The organism is Sulfitobacter sp. SK025, from assembly GCF_003352105.1.
GTDB classification, from domain to species: Bacteria; Pseudomonadota; Alphaproteobacteria; order Rhodobacterales; family Rhodobacteraceae; genus Sulfitobacter; species Sulfitobacter pontiacus.
On record NZ_CP025809.1, the window covers coordinates 83,831 to 98,744 of the forward strand.

Here is a 14,914-nt window from a genome sequence, read left to right on the forward strand (position 1 = left end):
GCGCAGACAGGAAACCCCGCAGGCAAAAACCCGCGCGCCGCGACACTGCGGCGCAGGGCAGGGATGCTTTGACCCCGTGACATCGGCCGTATGTGAACATATAGTGAACATATGGCTAAGCAATCTGTAGAGCAAAAACTGGCAATCCTGAGCGACGCGGCGAAATATGACGCGTCCTGCGCCTCTTCGGGGTCGACGAAACGCGACTCGCGCGATGGCAAGGGCGTCGGGTCGAACGAGGGGTCGGGCATCTGTCATGCCTATGCGCCGGACGGGCGCTGTATTTCGCTTCTGAAAATCCTGATGACGAATTTCTGCATCTATGATTGCAGCTATTGCATCAACCGTGCCTCGTCCAACGTCACTAGGGCGCGGTTCAGTGTCGATGAAGTGGTGAAGCTGACCATCGAATTCTATCGCCGCAATTATATCGAAGGGCTGTTCCTATCCTCGGGCGTCATCAAGTCGCCCGATGCGACGATGTCGGACATGGTACAGATCGCGCGCAAGCTACGCCACGAAGAGAATTTTCGCGGCTATATTCACCTGAAAACCATCCCCGACGCCGCGCCAGAGTTGATTGCCGAAGCAGGGCTGCTGGCAGACCGGCTGTCGATCAACGTCGAGCTGCCCACCGATGCCGCCGTTCAGCAATATGCGCCCGAAAAGAAGCCCGATCAGATCCGCAAAGCGATGGCCGATTTCCGGCTGCGTAAAGAGGTGTCGAAAGACACATCCCACACCGGCAAGCGCCCGCCGCGGTTTGCGCCTGCGGGGCAGTCGACGCAGATGATCATCGGGGCGGACGGGTCGAATGATGCGGCCATTCTGGGCCAGTCGACGCGGCTCTATTCCAGCTACAAGCTGAAACGCGTGTATTATTCTGCCTTCTCGCCGATCCCTGACAGCTCGGCCAAACTGCCGCTGATCCGGCCACCGTTGCAACGCGAACATAGGCTCTATCAGGCGGACTGGCTGCTGCGGTTCTATGACTTCCAGCTGGACGAGATTACATCCGTCACCGCGGACGGGAACCTTGATCTTGAGGTCGACCCGAAACTCGCATGGGCGCTGGTGCACCGCGAGGTGTTCCCGCTGAATGTGAACCGCGCCACCCGCGAGATGCTGTTGCGGGTGCCGGGGTTCGGGGTGAAGACGGTGAACCGCATCCTGTCCACCCGCCGCCACCGCACCCTGCGCTACGAGGATTTGATCCGCATGGGTGCATCTATGAAAAAGGCCCGCAGCTTTGTCACCGCGGGGGGCTGGTCCCCCGGCGGGCTGACCGACAGCATCGACCTGCGCGCGCAGTTTGCGCCGCCGCCCGAACAGTTGACCCTGTTCTGATGCACCGCGCGGTCATGCCCAAGATCGGCACGGCACAGGCGTGGCGCGATGCGGCGCGGCAGTTTCTGGCCGCCGGCGTCCCGCCCGAGGCGATCCTGTGGGGCGATACCAGCACGGCATCCGATCTTTTTGGCGACACCGCCCCGATGCAGACGGACGGGCAGGTGACCGTGCCGCGTAGCTTCGTCAGCATGGCGCGCAGTGTCGTCTGGCACAGTGACCCCGAACGGTTTGCGCGGCTTTATGCGTTTCTCTGGCGGTTGAAGGATGCGCCGCAGTTGATGACGGATCGCGGTGATGCTGATCTGTCGCGTCTGCGGCGGATGGAGAAGAATGTGCATCGCTGCCAGCACAAGATGAAAGCCTTCGTCCGTTTCCGAGAGATTGGCGCGCCCGATGCCCCTCGCCGGTCCTTTGCCGCGTGGTTCGAGCCGACGTATCACACGGTAGAACCCACCGCCGATTTCTTTCTGCGTCGGTTCAGCGATATGGATTGGCGCATTCTTACGCCGGATGTCTGCGCGATTTTCGAGGGGGGCAAACTGACCTTCTGCGAGGGGCAGGAAAAGCCCGCCCTACCTGAAGACGCGAGCGAACAGCTGTGGATCACTTATTTCCAGAACATCTTTAACCCCGCGCGGCTGATGGTCAAAGCCATGCAGTCCGAGATGCCCAAGAAATACTGGAAGAACATGCCCGAGGCGGCGCATATCCCCCAAATGATCGCCGACGCCCCCGCCCGTGCCCGCGCGATGGCCGAGGCAGCACCGTCCTTTCCGCCGCAGCGATTGGCGCAGGTACAGGCGCAGCTCGCCGCGCATCAATCCGCGTGGGAGGGTCCGAAAGACGCGTTGGCCAAGGATATCGCCGCCTGCACCCGCTGCCCCCTGCATTGCAATGCGACACAGGCCGTACCGGGCGAGGGCCCCATGGATGCCGAGCTGATGATTGTTGGCGAACAGCCCGGCGATCAGGAGGATTTAAGCGGGCGGCCCTTTGTCGGGCCCGCGGGGCAGCTCTTTGATCAGATCGCAGGGCGGGCGGGGCTGCAGCGGGACAAGGCGTTTGTGACCAATGCGGTGAAACACTTCAAATTCACCCCGCGCGGTAAACGCCGTCTGCATCAACGGCCCAATGCGTCAGAGATTCAACATTGCCGCTGGTGGCTGGATGCCGAGATCGCACAGGTCAAACCCAAGCTGATTTTGGGCATGGGGGCGACGGCCGCCGAAGGGCTGACCGGACGGCGCGATGCCATCACCGCCCGCCGTGGCACGGTCGAACAAACGCCGTCAGGCACGCCGGTTCTGCTGACGCTGCACCCCTCGTATCTTTTGCGCCTCCCCGATCCTCAGGCCAAAGCCGACGCAACTGCCCAATTTCAAGACGATTTGACCGCCGCCGTACGAATGTTGGCCTGAAAAGGCGAAATCTCTTAGGGGGCAGTTGCAATATGGCTATGGGATGCCATATACCATCCACATGGATGGAGAATCGAGATGAGCAACGTCAGGGAGCTACGGGAAAAGCAACCCGAGAACGAAAAGATCACGATCAACCTCGGCTTTGTCGATCTCGGGCGGATCGACCTGTTGGTGCAGGAGGGGTTCTATTCCAACCGCAGCGATTTTATCCGCACGGCGATCCGCAAGCAGTTGGATCACCAGTCGGAAACGGTGACACGGTCTATCGACCGTCACACAATGGAAATGGGTCTGCGCGATTACTCCGTCGCGGATCTCGAGGCGGTGCAGGCAGCAAATGAAGTGCTGCACATCAAGGTTGTCGGACTGGCCCGTATCGCGCGCGATGTGACGCCAGAGCTGGCCCTTGCGACCATCGGCTCCATCAACGTGCTGGGGGCGCTTCAAGCCAGCACCGAAGTCAAGAAAGCACTCGGCGACCGGATCAGTTAGCTCCGGCATCATCCTAAAAAGGAATGCGACATGACAGATGAATTTAACGCGGCCCTGCGCCGTGCCGGAAAACTTGTGCGCGCGGGTAACCCCAAAGCGGCGACCGAAGCCATCCAGAACGCGCTTGGCGCCGGTGGGCTGGGGAGCATGGCGAAAGGTAGCAAAAGCCCCTTTAGAAAAGCCAAGATCGGCCGCGGCCTGCGCGAGACGCTTTCGGGGCTGGCGCAATCAACCCTGAACGGCGGTGATAGCATCGAGCCGGACCTGCCCGAGGGTGCCACATTCGGCAGCGGCAGCTTTTCCTGCAGCGCAGGCAGCCGCGACTATCGGCTTTATATGCCCAACCTCAAAGGCTCTGCGCCGACAGGTTTGGTGATGATGCTGCACGGGTGCAAACAATCCCCTGTGGATTTTGCCAAGGGCACGGGCATGAACCAACTGGCAGAGGCGCATGGGTTGATCGTGGTCTATCCGGCGCAATCCCGCATGGCGAATATGCAGAACTGCTGGAAATGGTTTGACCCCGCCGATCAGATGCGCGGCGCTGGTGAACCGGCGATCCTTGCGGGGCTGATGCAACAACTTCAGCGCGACCATGCCATTCCCAAAGGGCGCAGCTTTGTTGCGGGGCTGTCGGCCGGCGCGGCGATGGCTGTGGTGCTGGGACAAACCTATCGGGATGTCTTTGACGCGGTGGGTGCCCATTCCGGTTTGCCCTACCGCGCCGCCCATGACGTGCCATCGGCTTTTGCGGCCATGGGGCAGGGGGCAACAGGCTTTGACACAGGGGAATGTATCCCGACGATCATCTTTCAGGGCGATGCGGATAGCACTGTGAGTGCCGCAAATGCGGATGCGATCGCCAAACAGGCCCCAAAAGGCCCCGAGGTTCTGGACGACGGCAGCACGGGCGGGCGCCGTTTCTCCCGCCGCAGCGTGATGGCACCGAAAGGCCATGTCGTGATGGAACAATGGACCGTCTCGGGCCTCGGTCACGCGTGGTCGGGCGGCAACAGCGCGGGGTCATACACGGACCCCACAGGACCGGATGCCAGCCGCGAAATGCTGCGGTTCTTCCTCGATTTGCCTATTAAAGGCGCATGATATGACACACTCTCTTACCTTTGACGCCATCAGCGAAGCCGCGCCGGGCCCGAAATGGGCAGCCCGATGGGCCCGTTCATGGCCCGCCTACGAGGCATGGTTCACCGCACGCGGCGGCGATAACGGCCCTGACCGCGCAGCCTGCGAGGCGGCGCTAAAGCAATATATGCCCGAGTTAGTGCCTGTTCACGCCAAGCTCGCAGCGCTCGCGGGCGGGTCGGACCGTGCAGCACGCTTCCTGTCCACGTGGTGCCCGCCAAGCTATCTGGGCGGCTGCTCCCTCGCCGTGGCCACGTCGGACGACGACATCCGGCTGGTGCGCAACTACGATCTGTCGCCTGACCTGAACGAAGGCCTACAGCTGCACAGCGCCTGGACCGGCCGGCGCGTGATGGGTATGGTCGAATTCCTTTGGGGTCTGTCCGATGGCATCAATGATGCGGGGCTCAGCATCGCGCTGGCTTATGGCGGGCGGCAGGAAACAGGGCGCGGGTTCGGTATCACCACAATCCTGCGCTACGTTCTGGAAACCTGCGAAACCGTGCCCCAAGCGCTGCGCGTGCTGCAACGCGTGCCGTCGCATATGCCCTATAATGTGGTGGTCGCCGATGCCTCGGGTGCGGGTGCCAGCGTCGAGATGTACGCCGGTGGCGGGGCAAAGGTACATCCGCGGCTGGTCGCCACAAACCACCAGACCGACGGCAGCACGCCCGACAGAGGCAGCTTTACCCGCACGTTTGAACGGTCAAAACACCTTGTGAGTGTCTTATCCAAAGGGGTCACGCCGTCAGCGCTGGCAGGTCAGTTCACCCAAGCGCCGCTCAAGCAAGACCGCTACGCCGAAGGGTTTGGCACGCTTTTCACCGCCGAATATGAACCCAAACGCCGGAAGATGACGCTGCATTGGGACGATGAGGTCTGGCCTCAATCAATTGACGCGTTCGAGGAAGGCACGCGACAGGTCACCTATGGCAGCACCCCGTCATCGGTGGCCGCAGGGGGTGCCATCGATTGGGTGCAAATCGGTCTGGACTACGCAGCGGGCCGCGGGGTTGATTGGCGTAGGTTTGTTCCCGCCGGGGGCGATGTGGCGTAGGGCGTCGAAGCGGAAGGCCTTGCTATATTACGCGGAACAGACCCTACAACACGCCAACGGCAGCCGCTCCTTCGTCGAAATCGAACTGCCGAGCACAGGCGCTATTCCGGTTTCAGTCCAAGCCCCAAGCGGTTCGCGTGCCATGCAGCTTCCGCCCGTGAGGAGATGCCGAGCTTGCGATAGACGATCTTGATATATCCCGCGACGGTCGTTTCCGCGATGTTCAATGCGGAGGCGACCTCGGCGTTGCGCAGACCTTTGGAGATGAGCGTGAGCACTTCGGTCTCCCTCTCCGTCAGGCGCCCGTCCAGGCTGGCGACTGGCCCAGTGAGGCGGAAGTGTTCCATGATGCGGCGGGCGACAGAGGGTGATATCGCCGGTAACCCCATAGAAAGCTGTGTCAGCTGGCGAGAGAGCACCGCCGCCTCTGTCTCTTTCAGCAGATACCCGTCCGCCCCGGCCGAGAGCGAGGAAACAATGCTCGCGTCGTCGCCCATTACCGTGGTTATGACTTTGATTGCAGAGGGGCTGGCCTTGTTCAGGCCGCGCAGGATTTCGAGACCCGACCCATCAGGCAGGCCCAGATCAATCAGGGCGAGATCTATCTGGCCATCCAGTTTTGACAGCGCCGTCCGTACCGAGTTGGCCGTGCATATTGTGGCCGCCGGATATGCTGATTGTACGATCTCGACCAGCCAACGCAGGGTTTCGACGATATCTTCGACAATCAGGATACGCTTCATTCTGCTGCGGCCTCTTTCTGAGTGCTGAAAAGAGGTAGAAACGCGGTCAAGGTGGTGCCCTTGGCACCGGTGCTGTAGCTGAAGGCACCTTGCAACTGGGTGAAGCGGTTTCTCAGATTTCTGAAACCATTGCCAAGCGACGCAACGCTGCTGTCAAAGCCCGAGCCGTTATCGCTTAGCGTAAGCTGCAACCCATCGCTTTCCAGGGCAATCCGGACCTTCGCCTCTGTCGCGCCCGAGTGGCGTAGGATATTGCTGGTCCCCTCTCGCAGGAAGGCGCGCAGCGCATGCGCCAACCGATGGGATATACGGCCTTTGGTGATCTCGTCGGCCTGCCACGTGACGGTGATATGGGCGGCCTCGAAATGGGTGATGATTTCGGCACGCAGATCGGCGAGCAGATCACGCAGATCCCAATCTGTCTGATCCGGGTTTGAAATCAACTCTCGTAGATCGGCGAGGGTCTGGCGGATAAGAAGGTCTTTGCGTTCCCGAGGGCCGGTGTGCAGGGCGCTGAGCAGCAGCACACCTATATTGTCATGCATGTCGCGATTGATGCGCAGCCGCTCTGCGCTGACGGCCTGAAGATAGGTCTCGTGCTGGGACAGGCTGGCATCAAGCAACGACAGGATCGCATCGGCACGCGCCAGATCGCGCGACGAGAAAAGACGCGATCCCTGCCCGGCCAGCTCAAGCGACAGTGCGGGCAGATTGCCGATAGATGCGAGCGTCAGGATACGGCCATCGTCTTGCAGTGCGGTGATCGTGGTAGACGCCGGTTGATCCTTGATGCGCAACGGATTGAAAATATCGGACCAGAACTTACGCAGCAGCCTCTGCTTGTCTTCGGGGTCTCTCGCATGGGCGATCTGGGTCACTCTGCGATACAGCTCTTCCGCCGGGATCTCGCGCTTGCGCTTGAGCAGCACCCAGACTTTGTCGCGCAAGGGCAGGTAAACCGTGCAGATCGCCGCGAGGGCGATGCCAAAGGCAGGGGCGCGCCCCAGCGAAAGCCCGTAGATGAGCGCGGCATCAAGCCCCAGAAGCAAAGCCACCCCAAGGCCATAAAACAAGATGCCGTAGGACCAATTCGCCAGATCGAACAGCCGGTAGCGCGTCACCGCCAAGGCAATACCAGCATAGATGATCAGGAAAAACAAAAACGCAGTGCTTTGTTCGATCACCGGGGCCAACCCCATGAGCGTCGGCAGGATGGACGTCAGCACAAAGCCACCCGCACCGACCGCAACCGAAACGCCAAGCCAGCCCAGCATCGCCCGCGCGGCCGGGTCGCGGCGATTGGCGGCGACCTGTGCGGCAATGACCAGCAACAGGGCCACCATGATGATCGCGATGAAATCCGGGGCATTGTTCAGGTTGTCCGGCCAGCCGGGGCCAAGCACCAAGAGGATACAGGCACCGATCAGAAGTGTCGGCAGCCAGAGCACAGGTTTCGGAACAATGCGCCGCGGGTATGAGAGGAACAACGTCACCATACCGATCCCGAACAGCAGCGATCCACCGGAATTTACCCGGCAGGCCACCGAATAGGCCTTCAGACTAAGCGCGAGCTCGCGCGAGCTGTAGATCGCGGCGCTCGACGATGCCAAAGCCAGCCCGATCCCGGAAAGCAGAAACCACCATCCGGCCTGTTCATGAGGGCGTAGGCAGACGACCCAAGTCCCGATAAACATGCCCACGAACGCGACAAAAATTTGCGTCCAGAATTTCATCGGCAGATCCGAAACCGGACGGCTTTCCTGGACCCTTACCGCTACGCTTTCAGGGCCGTCGGCTTGGTCGAACGTCAGGGTGACTGCGCCGCTGCGCAACGCGTCATGCAGGCGATCCTGACGGTCAAAGAAGCGACGCTGGGTCTCTTGATCACCGATCCCGTCGGGCTCTTCTATCAGATCTAGGGGTGTCACCGGGATTGTGGGCTGGTTATCCGCTGAAAGGCCAAGAAGCGCCTTGCCGATCATATCGCGGCTTACGGCGCTGCCCTGCGCGATGTCAGTGACGACAACGCTTTGCCCCACCACGCCAAGCCTGAGCCCGAGCCACGGCTGGGCTGTCGCCACCCATGTCAGGGCAGCGGCGGCGGCCAGATAGAGCCCGACGCAAAGCGCGAAAACGGCTCCGGGGGCGACATGTGGACGTGTCATCTTATGGACCACACAGCGGAATTTATAATTGCAAATTTAATCATTCTATACGGCTCATCTTCTCAAAATACTCTTGTCGGAGGACACCCCCTGAACGGGGGGGAGACGATTTCATGAAGTAGGTATCTAAAAAGTGAAGAAGAATTTTTTAAATCAAGCAAGGGGAATTTCATGAAACACGCACGTCTTAGTATTGTTATTGCAAGCCTTGGGGCAGCAACGGTCTTGTCTGGTTGTAATGGAAGCGGCTCCGCCGGCGGGCTTGTTGGCGGCGGCGCAGGTGGCGGGCAGGATTTTGAAACAGCCTTTAACGCTGTCAGTCAAAAGGCCCCCACTTCGGATATGCCCACGTCGCTGAAAGCCAGCTATGAGGGTCAGATGAAGGTCGGCGTGAACAGTGGATCGGCCCAGATTTTCGGCACCGATATCGATGCGAATAGCGCGGAAATCATTGGCGATCTGGCAGTCGATGTGGATTGGACCGACGGGCAGACCACCAATCCGTTCACCGGAACGGCCTCCAACATCGTCGCGACAGAGGCGGGCACCTCGAACTCCGTCAAACTGGACGGGACGCTGACGGTCGATCAAGGCTTGCCAGCCTCACTCAGCCGTACCACCATTCCGGCGCAGGTCGTCGCGGGCGTCAATATCCCCGAGCAGAACACCGGCGCGATGCTGTTCCATATGTCCGGTCGGCTTAGCAGTGACGAGAACGAAGGGGACGCCACCTTGCAGTTCGGCGGAAACTTCATGGGGCCGGGTGCAGAATCGATGCTTGGACCGGTATCTGGCGGTATCAACGATGTGAACAATCCCTCGCCGCAGATTTTCGACGCGGGCGTCGGTGGTACATTCTACGCCAACAAGAAATAGAAGCGACGGATAAGCGGGTCTCTTGGATGCGGTCAATTACCGGCCGCAAAAACCCGCTTTCCCCGCGGTAGCCGAGGTCTTTGATGCGGCGAATTTTATACAATCTATTTTTAATCTTACTGGCCTCGCCATTAGCGGCCTTTTCCCTTGATGATGCAGAACAAAGCATCCTCAAGGGAAAAGCCGCAGAGGTTATTCCATTGCTCGAGGGGTATTCACCCAAGACCGAGACAGAGACCCTGCGCCGGATGTGGATTCTAGGGGTCGCCTACAACCGTTCCGGAAAGTCACACCAAGCCGTTGCCCCGCTGGCGCGGCTTGTGATCTTGCGGCCAGACGATCCCACGTTCCGGCTTGAGCTGGCGAACGCATTGGTGAAAAGCGACCAGATCGAACGGGCGCGATATCACCTTGAACTGGCCAAGGGCGCGGGTTTGTCGCCCTCTGTCCAGGCAAAAGTGCAGGCGGAGCTTGACCGTTTGGCCAAACCGAAAAAATGGCAGGGCTATTTCCGTTTTGCCATTGTGCCCGAAAGCAATGCCGCCCGCCGGACCTCTGCAGAGACGGTGAACCTCAGCGGCTTTGTGCTGCGGCTGGACCCGAATTCCCGCGCCCAATCCGCCACAGCGTTCGAGATTGGCACGGGCGTCGCGACCGTGCCGCGTCTTACGGACGCCTTACGCGCCAGGTTCGCGCTGGATCTGGATGCCCGGCTTTTCGACGGGCGTGCGCCCGATGAAGTGACCCTTCGGACCAGTGCATCCCTGCTGCATTTCGCCGATGAGGGGCGTCTTGTCTCGGCCGAGATCTATGGATCGCAGCGCTGGATTGATGACGCGGCCTATGCGCATACCTTGGGCCTTGGCCTGTCCTATACGCGCAACCTCGGCACCCGCGCCCGCGCCACGGCGGTGCTTCAGCGCGAACGTATCACCTACGATGGCAGCGGTGTCGACGTGAACCGAACAGCAGGTGCTGCGCAATTCGCTTATGCGGCATCGTCGCAGCTTGTGTTTCGCGTAGGTATGCGCGCGGAAACCCGTGCCAGTTCTTACAGCCCCGTCGCGGGCCATGCGGCGGGCGTCACCATCGGCGGCGATTATTCCTTTGCCGGCGGTCTTCGGGTCGGGCTGGATCTGTCGTTTGATCGGAACGAATTTGACGGCGTGCATCCCATCTTCGGCGTTGCCCGCGTCGACAAGAAATCAAGCGTCATGCTGAACCTGTCCAACCAGAACTGGAGCTACAAGGGATTTACCCAGGTTCTGAGGCTCGGGTTTGAAGAGCAACGCTCCACCATCTCGATCAACAGGTTTCGCAACGCCACTGCCAGCATCGGCCTGACACGATCGTTTTGAAGAACTTCGGCCCTAAGTCGCTGGCCGCTTACATAAGGTTCGGTCGTGCCTTCGAGATATGGCTCGTCACCCGGCAAGCGAACCTGCGGCCGACCCGGAAAACCGGGTTGAACCGTCAGGTTTGCCCGCCGGGTGCCTTAGGGCAAAGCGGCGCGTTATTTGAAGACCGGCTGACGCTTTTGCATCTTGGCGGCGACGACCTCTGCGAATTCCGGAGATTTCAGCTGCTCGGCGAACAGCACCGATTCACGCTCCATCTGGGCGGTCATCTGGTCCTTGCCATGACGGATCAGCGCCTTGGTTTTGATAACCGAGGTCGGTGCCGCCTGCGCCAAACCAGCCGCAAGCGACGCGACTTCGGTGGTAAAACCGGACGAGGGAGCGACACGCGACACCAACCCAAAACGCAGCGCCTCTGCCGCATCAAGAACGCGATTGGCCAGCAGCATATCGTTCGCCACGGCCATGCCGACGGTGGCGGGCAGCAAAAGCGACGAGGCGGCCTCGGGTACCAGTCCCAGTTGGACGAATGGCGTGCTGAATGTGGCCGTGTCGGCGGCGATAATCAGGTCGCAATGCAGTAGCATCGTCACCCCGACACCAATGGCCGGTCCGTTTACAGCGGCAATCAGGGGTTTGGGGCAGGTGGAGATCGCGGTCAGAAACCGGATAACGGGCGGCACACCGTCGCTGCGGGCTCCCTTGGCAAAATCCTGCAAGTCATTCCCGGACGTAAAGTAGTCTTCCGCACCTGTGATTACGAAGGCGCGTACGGCGTCGGATTGGGCATAGTCTTCCAGCGCGTCGGCCATAGCGGCATACATATCCTGCGTAATGGCATTGCGCTTTTCGGGGCGCGCGATGGTCATGGTCGTGACTCGTTGGTCGGTGTGTAGCTTGATGTTTTCGGTCATGTTTGATCCTGTTGATTTGAATGGCGATGGAAATCGGTTGCGGTTCAAGACGCGCCCATGAGCCAATTGCTGAATTCGGCCCATAAAGCGTCGCGGCCTTTGCGCAATGCGCCTTCGTGCCCGATCCGCGTTACACCGACCTGCGATGGTGTGCGGATGATCACCTCGTGCGGGGCGGCTGGATAACACTTTAAAAGGTCGGATGCGGTTGACGGCGTCGCAATCGGGTCATCGGGGAATATCCAAGACCGGATAGGGGCTGTGACCTCGTCGTAGTGATGCGGGGCCAGTTTCGTTGCGAGGTCCGGTTGAAAATAGCTGCGGCGCTGGCTCCACCGGCGCCATGTCTTGAACAGTTTCGGTGGCAGCGCTTCGCCCCGCCAGCCGCCCGCCGGTTTGATATAGCCGTAGCGCAGCAGCAAATAGGGGCCCAACACCCACCAGAAATAAAGCTCGGACGGGATATTGCGCAGGTGGTGGCCGCCGAAATAACCGGTCCCGACAGAAACAAACGCGTGTCTGGTGATCTTGGAGTGGTTCGGCATGAGGCCGACAAAATGCCCGCCGACACTGTGGCACAGATGGGTCAGCGGTAGGCCCGGTGCCGCCTCCTCCAGCGCATTTAGGGCGGCGGGCGCGTCAAGCCGTCCCCAGTCGGGGTAGTCGATACCGGATCTAGCCAGATCCTTGCCCTTCGATCCCCCAATCCCCCGATAGTCATAGGTCAGGACAACGGCACCTTGGCGGGCCAGATACATCGCGAGGCCCGTATAAAACTGACGCGGGAACCCCGTGCCGGCCGAGATCAATACCGCGATTTTGGGCGAGGGTGAGGTATAGATGTCTGCCTCCAGCTCCCATCCATCGGTGGCGGCGAAGCGGATGGTCGTTTGGGTAATGTCTTCAGTCATCGGCTGGCCCTTTCTTCGGCGGGGTAGGGCCGTTCACAATGCCGTCCGCATTGTCTGCCAGATGCGTCAGAAACCGTTCAATAATGACCTGTTCCTCAGCAGGGAAAGGCGCAAGCAGCGCCGCGTTGAACTGGCTGATTTCGCCCGCGCCGTGTTCAAGCACCGCGCGGCCCGACTGTTCAAGGTAGACGTGTATGACGCGGCCATCTATCGGCGACGGCGATCGCCGCACCAGACCCTTTGCGCACATGCGATCCACAAGACCCGTCAAGCTGGACTTACCCATAGCAAGGGTCGAAGAGAGGTCACTAATGGGCTGCCCGTCCTTTCGCGACAGGATCAACAGCACCGCAAGCTGTGACGTGGTAAGCCCTATCTTATTGCGCGTCCGACGGTCGGCAGCGCGAAAGAGCGCTGAATGTGCGATCTGGAGCTTGTGGAAAACCTTGAATGTATTGGCCATAAATCAATTCGCATGTGAACTAGTTTGTTCGTATATGAATTAAATGCACTCGACAACATGTACCGCGTCACAGACAATGGTGACGTTACGACACGGCCGCGGCCTGCGGCACAGCGACGGCGAACAGCGCTTTTTGCTGCTTACCCGGCCAACTTCTGTGCCTGAATGATCTGGTCGGCGAGCTTGGCGAGATCATGTGAGGTAAAGTCAGGTCCCGGTACGCCGGGCACGTGCAGGATGCTGTTGTGTGGCCGCGCGATAAAGGCACCGCGGCACCCCACGGACTGCGCGCCGATGGTGTCCCAGATATGACATGCGACCATGCACAGGCTTGAGACGTCGACGCCCAGACGGTCGGCAACCATCTGATATGTCGACGGATGTGGTTTGAAGTGACCGACCTCGGCTACGCTAAAGTGGTGGTCAAAAAGCGCAGCGATGCCAGCTTTTTCAAGGGGTGTCGGTGCGGGGGATCGGGCGGAGTTCGTCAGGGTCACAAGCGTGAACCCCACGTCGCGCAACTTGGTCAAGGCCGGGACCACATCGGCATGGGCGGGCATCGATCCAATCAGTGACTTCAGTTCGGATACGTCGCTGTCCTGAATGGCGATGTTATTATTGTCGCCAACCATCCGCAGAACACCGCCGGCCAGATCGCCGAAGGGCGCATAGAGCCCGGACAAGGTCACTGTTTGCGAATACAAGACCAGCTCTGGAAACCATTCGCGCAGGGCCGCGGCATTGCCGAACACGCGGTCGAAAAACGGCTCTAGCGTCGCGATATCCAGAAGGGTTTCGTTTACGTCGAAAACAATGGTCGAAAAATCTGTACGGTCTGGCATGGGGGGCTTTCTGAGCGTGTTACTTTTCGGCAGCATTCATCCAAGTATTTGAACGCAATGGCGGGTACGTTTCACAATTGCACCCATGTCATTGCTTCGTCAAACTATGCGCGAAGTCAGCCGTCAGTCCCCATTTCGGGCAAGCGCAGCAATCGGGTAAGGCAATCGATATGAAAAAGGTCACTGCCAAAGATGTTGCCGCCCGCGCGGGCGTTTCAGTGTCTGCCGTGTCGCGCGCGTATCGGGGGAATGCCCCGATTGCCGAGGATAAGCGCAAAGCGATCTTTGCTGCTGCTACGGCGCTTGGCTATGTCAGCAAAGTCGATCAGGTGTTGGCCAAACAATCCAGCAACACGATCTCGATGGTGCTGAGCGAAATGCGCAACCCGTTCTACCCCATCGTGATGGACGAATTGACCCGAATGCTACCGGGGCGGGGGCTCAAGGCGATTATGCATGTGGTGCCAGCGGCCGAAGATGTGGACACGATGATCCGGCAAGTCATCGACTTCCGCACGCAGGGGGTCATTCTGGCAAGCTCCACAATCACCTCCGGGCTGGCGCGTGCCTGTCGTCAGAACGGAATTCCCGCCGTCTTGCTGAATCGGGTACAGACCGACAGTACCATGATGGCGGTGTGCTGCGACAATTACGGGGGCGCGCGAACGATAGCGCGGCGGTTTCTTGACGGTGGCCGACAGCGCATCGCCTTTATCGGTGGGCGGCGTGATACGTCGACGCATCTGGAACGCATGCGAGGGTTTCGCGACCAGTTGGAAGAGGCCGGACGCGAGATCGCTGTGCAGTTCGACGGCGGGTTCAGCTACCGCCAAGCCTATGCCGCTGCGCAAGAAATGTTGGTCCAGCGTCCGATGCCGGACGCCGTGTTTTGCGCCAATGACATCATGGCGATTGCCATGCTCGATGCTGCAAGAAACAAAGGCATCTCGGTCCCCGGTGATCTGGCTGTGATCGGGTTCGACGACATTCCGATGGCGGCGTGGGAATCCTACCGGCTGACCACAATGCGCCAGCCACTGCGCCGCATGCTGGATCAAGCGGTCGATATCATATTAAGCGCCGAGAGCTATGTCGGCACCGGTGATATCCGTGTTTTGGCGGGTGAACTCCAAGAACGTCAAAGCGGGTAGTGAAATTATTTCATTAACGCAGACAGGA

At 59.9% G+C, this 14,914-nt stretch carries 14 protein-coding genes; 8 read left to right on the top strand and 6 right to left on the bottom strand.

The genetic code is table 11. The annotated features are described in order from the left end of the window. Positions 1-111: 111 nt before the first annotated feature. The 5 genes from C1J04_RS15300 to C1J04_RS15320 all read left to right on the top strand — a co-directional run bounded on the left by C1J04_RS15300 (position 112) and on the right by C1J04_RS15320 (position 5,463). Positions 112-1,347: a putative DNA modification/repair radical SAM protein gene (locus C1J04_RS15300; RefSeq protein ID WP_114865468.1), complete on the top strand. Its 1,236-nt coding sequence runs from the start codon at positions 112-114 to the stop codon at positions 1,345-1,347. Further along, positions 1,347-2,768, top strand: coding sequence for a UdgX family uracil-DNA binding protein (locus C1J04_RS15305; protein WP_114865469.1), 1,422 nt, complete (start codon positions 1,347-1,349; stop codon positions 2,766-2,768). Before C1J04_RS15300 ends, C1J04_RS15305 begins: the two co-directional genes overlap by 1 nt. A gap of 78 nt (positions 2,769-2,846) precedes the next feature. Further along, positions 2,847-3,263: a CopG family transcriptional regulator gene (locus C1J04_RS15310; RefSeq protein ID WP_114865470.1), complete on the top strand. Its 417-nt coding sequence runs from the start codon at positions 2,847-2,849 to the stop codon at positions 3,261-3,263. A 30-nt stretch (positions 3,264-3,293) separates the two neighbouring features. Then, positions 3,294-4,367, top strand: coding sequence for an extracellular catalytic domain type 1 short-chain-length polyhydroxyalkanoate depolymerase (locus C1J04_RS15315; RefSeq protein ID WP_114865471.1), 1,074 nt, complete (start codon positions 3,294-3,296; stop codon positions 4,365-4,367). A gap of 1 nt (position 4,368) precedes the next feature. Then, on the top strand, positions 4,369-5,463 hold the full coding sequence (locus C1J04_RS15320) for a C45 family autoproteolytic acyltransferase/hydolase (RefSeq protein ID WP_114865472.1): 1,095 nt from the start codon (positions 4,369-4,371) through the stop codon (positions 5,461-5,463). Positions 5,464-5,564: 101 nt separating this feature from the next. On the opposite strand, the gene C1J04_RS15325 is transcribed toward C1J04_RS15320, so the two are convergent. Both C1J04_RS15325 and C1J04_RS15330 read right to left on the bottom strand, forming a co-directional pair. Further along, on the bottom strand, positions 5,565-6,206 hold the full coding sequence (locus C1J04_RS15325) for a response regulator transcription factor (protein ID WP_114865473.1): 642 nt from the start codon (positions 6,204-6,206) through the stop codon (positions 5,565-5,567). Beyond that, on the bottom strand, positions 6,203-8,371 hold the full coding sequence (locus tag C1J04_RS15330) for a sensor histidine kinase (RefSeq protein WP_114865645.1): 2,169 nt from the start codon (positions 8,369-8,371) through the stop codon (positions 6,203-6,205). Before C1J04_RS15330 ends, C1J04_RS15325 begins: the two co-directional genes overlap by 4 nt. A gap of 171 nt (positions 8,372-8,542) precedes the next feature. Here C1J04_RS15330 and C1J04_RS15335 point away from each other — a divergent pair, with 171 nt between their 5' ends. After that, entirely contained in the window at positions 8,543-9,247 is a 705-nt protein-coding gene (locus C1J04_RS15335; RefSeq protein ID WP_114865474.1) for a hypothetical protein, read from the top strand. Positions 9,248-9,330: 83 nt separating this feature from the next. Then, the gene (locus tag C1J04_RS15340; RefSeq protein WP_254693876.1) at positions 9,331-10,605 is read left to right on the top strand and encodes a surface lipoprotein assembly modifier; all 1,275 of its coding nucleotides are present in this window, start codon (positions 9,331-9,333) and stop codon (positions 10,603-10,605) included. Between the two features lie 155 nt (positions 10,606-10,760). On the opposite strand, the gene C1J04_RS15345 is transcribed toward C1J04_RS15340, so the two are convergent. The 4 genes from C1J04_RS15345 to C1J04_RS15360 all read right to left on the bottom strand — a co-directional run bounded on the left by C1J04_RS15345 (position 10,761) and on the right by C1J04_RS15360 (position 13,735). Continuing rightward, entirely contained in the window at positions 10,761-11,519 is a 759-nt protein-coding gene (locus C1J04_RS15345; RefSeq protein ID WP_114865475.1) for an enoyl-CoA hydratase, read from the bottom strand. A gap of 44 nt (positions 11,520-11,563) precedes the next feature. Beyond that, on the bottom strand, positions 11,564-12,430 hold the full coding sequence (locus C1J04_RS15350) for an alpha/beta hydrolase family protein (protein WP_114865476.1): 867 nt from the start codon (positions 12,428-12,430) through the stop codon (positions 11,564-11,566). Further along, a complete protein-coding gene (locus C1J04_RS15355; protein ID WP_114865477.1) occupies positions 12,423-12,893 on the bottom strand; it encodes a MarR family winged helix-turn-helix transcriptional regulator in 471 nt (156 codons plus the stop codon). The genes C1J04_RS15350 and C1J04_RS15355 overlap by 8 nt, the downstream gene beginning before the upstream one ends. Positions 12,894-13,033: 140 nt before the next feature. Next, positions 13,034-13,735, bottom strand: coding sequence for a haloacid dehalogenase type II (locus C1J04_RS15360; RefSeq protein WP_114865478.1), 702 nt, complete (start codon positions 13,733-13,735; stop codon positions 13,034-13,036). 170 nt (positions 13,736-13,905) lie between these two features. Between C1J04_RS15360 and C1J04_RS15365 the strand changes: the two genes are divergently transcribed. Further along, a complete protein-coding gene (locus tag C1J04_RS15365; RefSeq protein WP_005848616.1) occupies positions 13,906-14,886 on the top strand; it encodes a LacI family DNA-binding transcriptional regulator in 981 nt (326 codons plus the stop codon). Positions 14,887-14,914: the final 28 nt, after the last annotated feature.

Bases quoted from the DNA above. Each gene is read 5' to 3' on its own strand.
- C1J04_RS15330 (WP_114865645.1), bottom strand. From the start codon at position 8,371: ATGACACGTCCACATGTCGCCCCCGGAGCCGTTTTCGCGCTTTGCGTC.
- C1J04_RS15355 (WP_114865477.1), bottom strand. From the start codon at position 12,893: ATGGCCAATACATTCAAGGTTTTCCACAAGCTCCAGATCGCACATTCA.
- C1J04_RS15365 (WP_005848616.1), top strand. From the start codon at position 13,906: ATGAAAAAGGTCACTGCCAAAGATGTTGCCGCCCGCGCGGGCGTTTCA.
- C1J04_RS15340 (WP_254693876.1), top strand. From the start codon at position 9,331: ATGCGGCGAATTTTATACAATCTATTTTTAATCTTACTGGCCTCGCCA.
- C1J04_RS15310 (WP_114865470.1), top strand. From the start codon at position 2,847: ATGAGCAACGTCAGGGAGCTACGGGAAAAGCAACCCGAGAACGAAAAG.
- C1J04_RS15300 (WP_114865468.1), top strand. From the start codon at position 112: ATGGCTAAGCAATCTGTAGAGCAAAAACTGGCAATCCTGAGCGACGCG.
- C1J04_RS15305 (WP_114865469.1), top strand. From the start codon at position 1,347: ATGCACCGCGCGGTCATGCCCAAGATCGGCACGGCACAGGCGTGGCGC.
- C1J04_RS15345 (WP_114865475.1), bottom strand. From the start codon at position 11,519: ATGACCGAAAACATCAAGCTACACACCGACCAACGAGTCACGACCATG.
- C1J04_RS15360 (WP_114865478.1), bottom strand. From the start codon at position 13,735: ATGCCAGACCGTACAGATTTTTCGACCATTGTTTTCGACGTAAACGAA.
- C1J04_RS15315 (WP_114865471.1), top strand. From the start codon at position 3,294: ATGACAGATGAATTTAACGCGGCCCTGCGCCGTGCCGGAAAACTTGTG.
- C1J04_RS15350 (WP_114865476.1), bottom strand. From the start codon at position 12,430: ATGACTGAAGACATTACCCAAACGACCATCCGCTTCGCCGCCACCGAT.
- C1J04_RS15335 (WP_114865474.1), top strand. From the start codon at position 8,543: ATGAAACACGCACGTCTTAGTATTGTTATTGCAAGCCTTGGGGCAGCA.
- C1J04_RS15320 (WP_114865472.1), top strand. From the start codon at position 4,369: ATGACACACTCTCTTACCTTTGACGCCATCAGCGAAGCCGCGCCGGGC.
- C1J04_RS15325 (WP_114865473.1), bottom strand. From the start codon at position 6,206: ATGAAGCGTATCCTGATTGTCGAAGATATCGTCGAAACCCTGCGTTGG.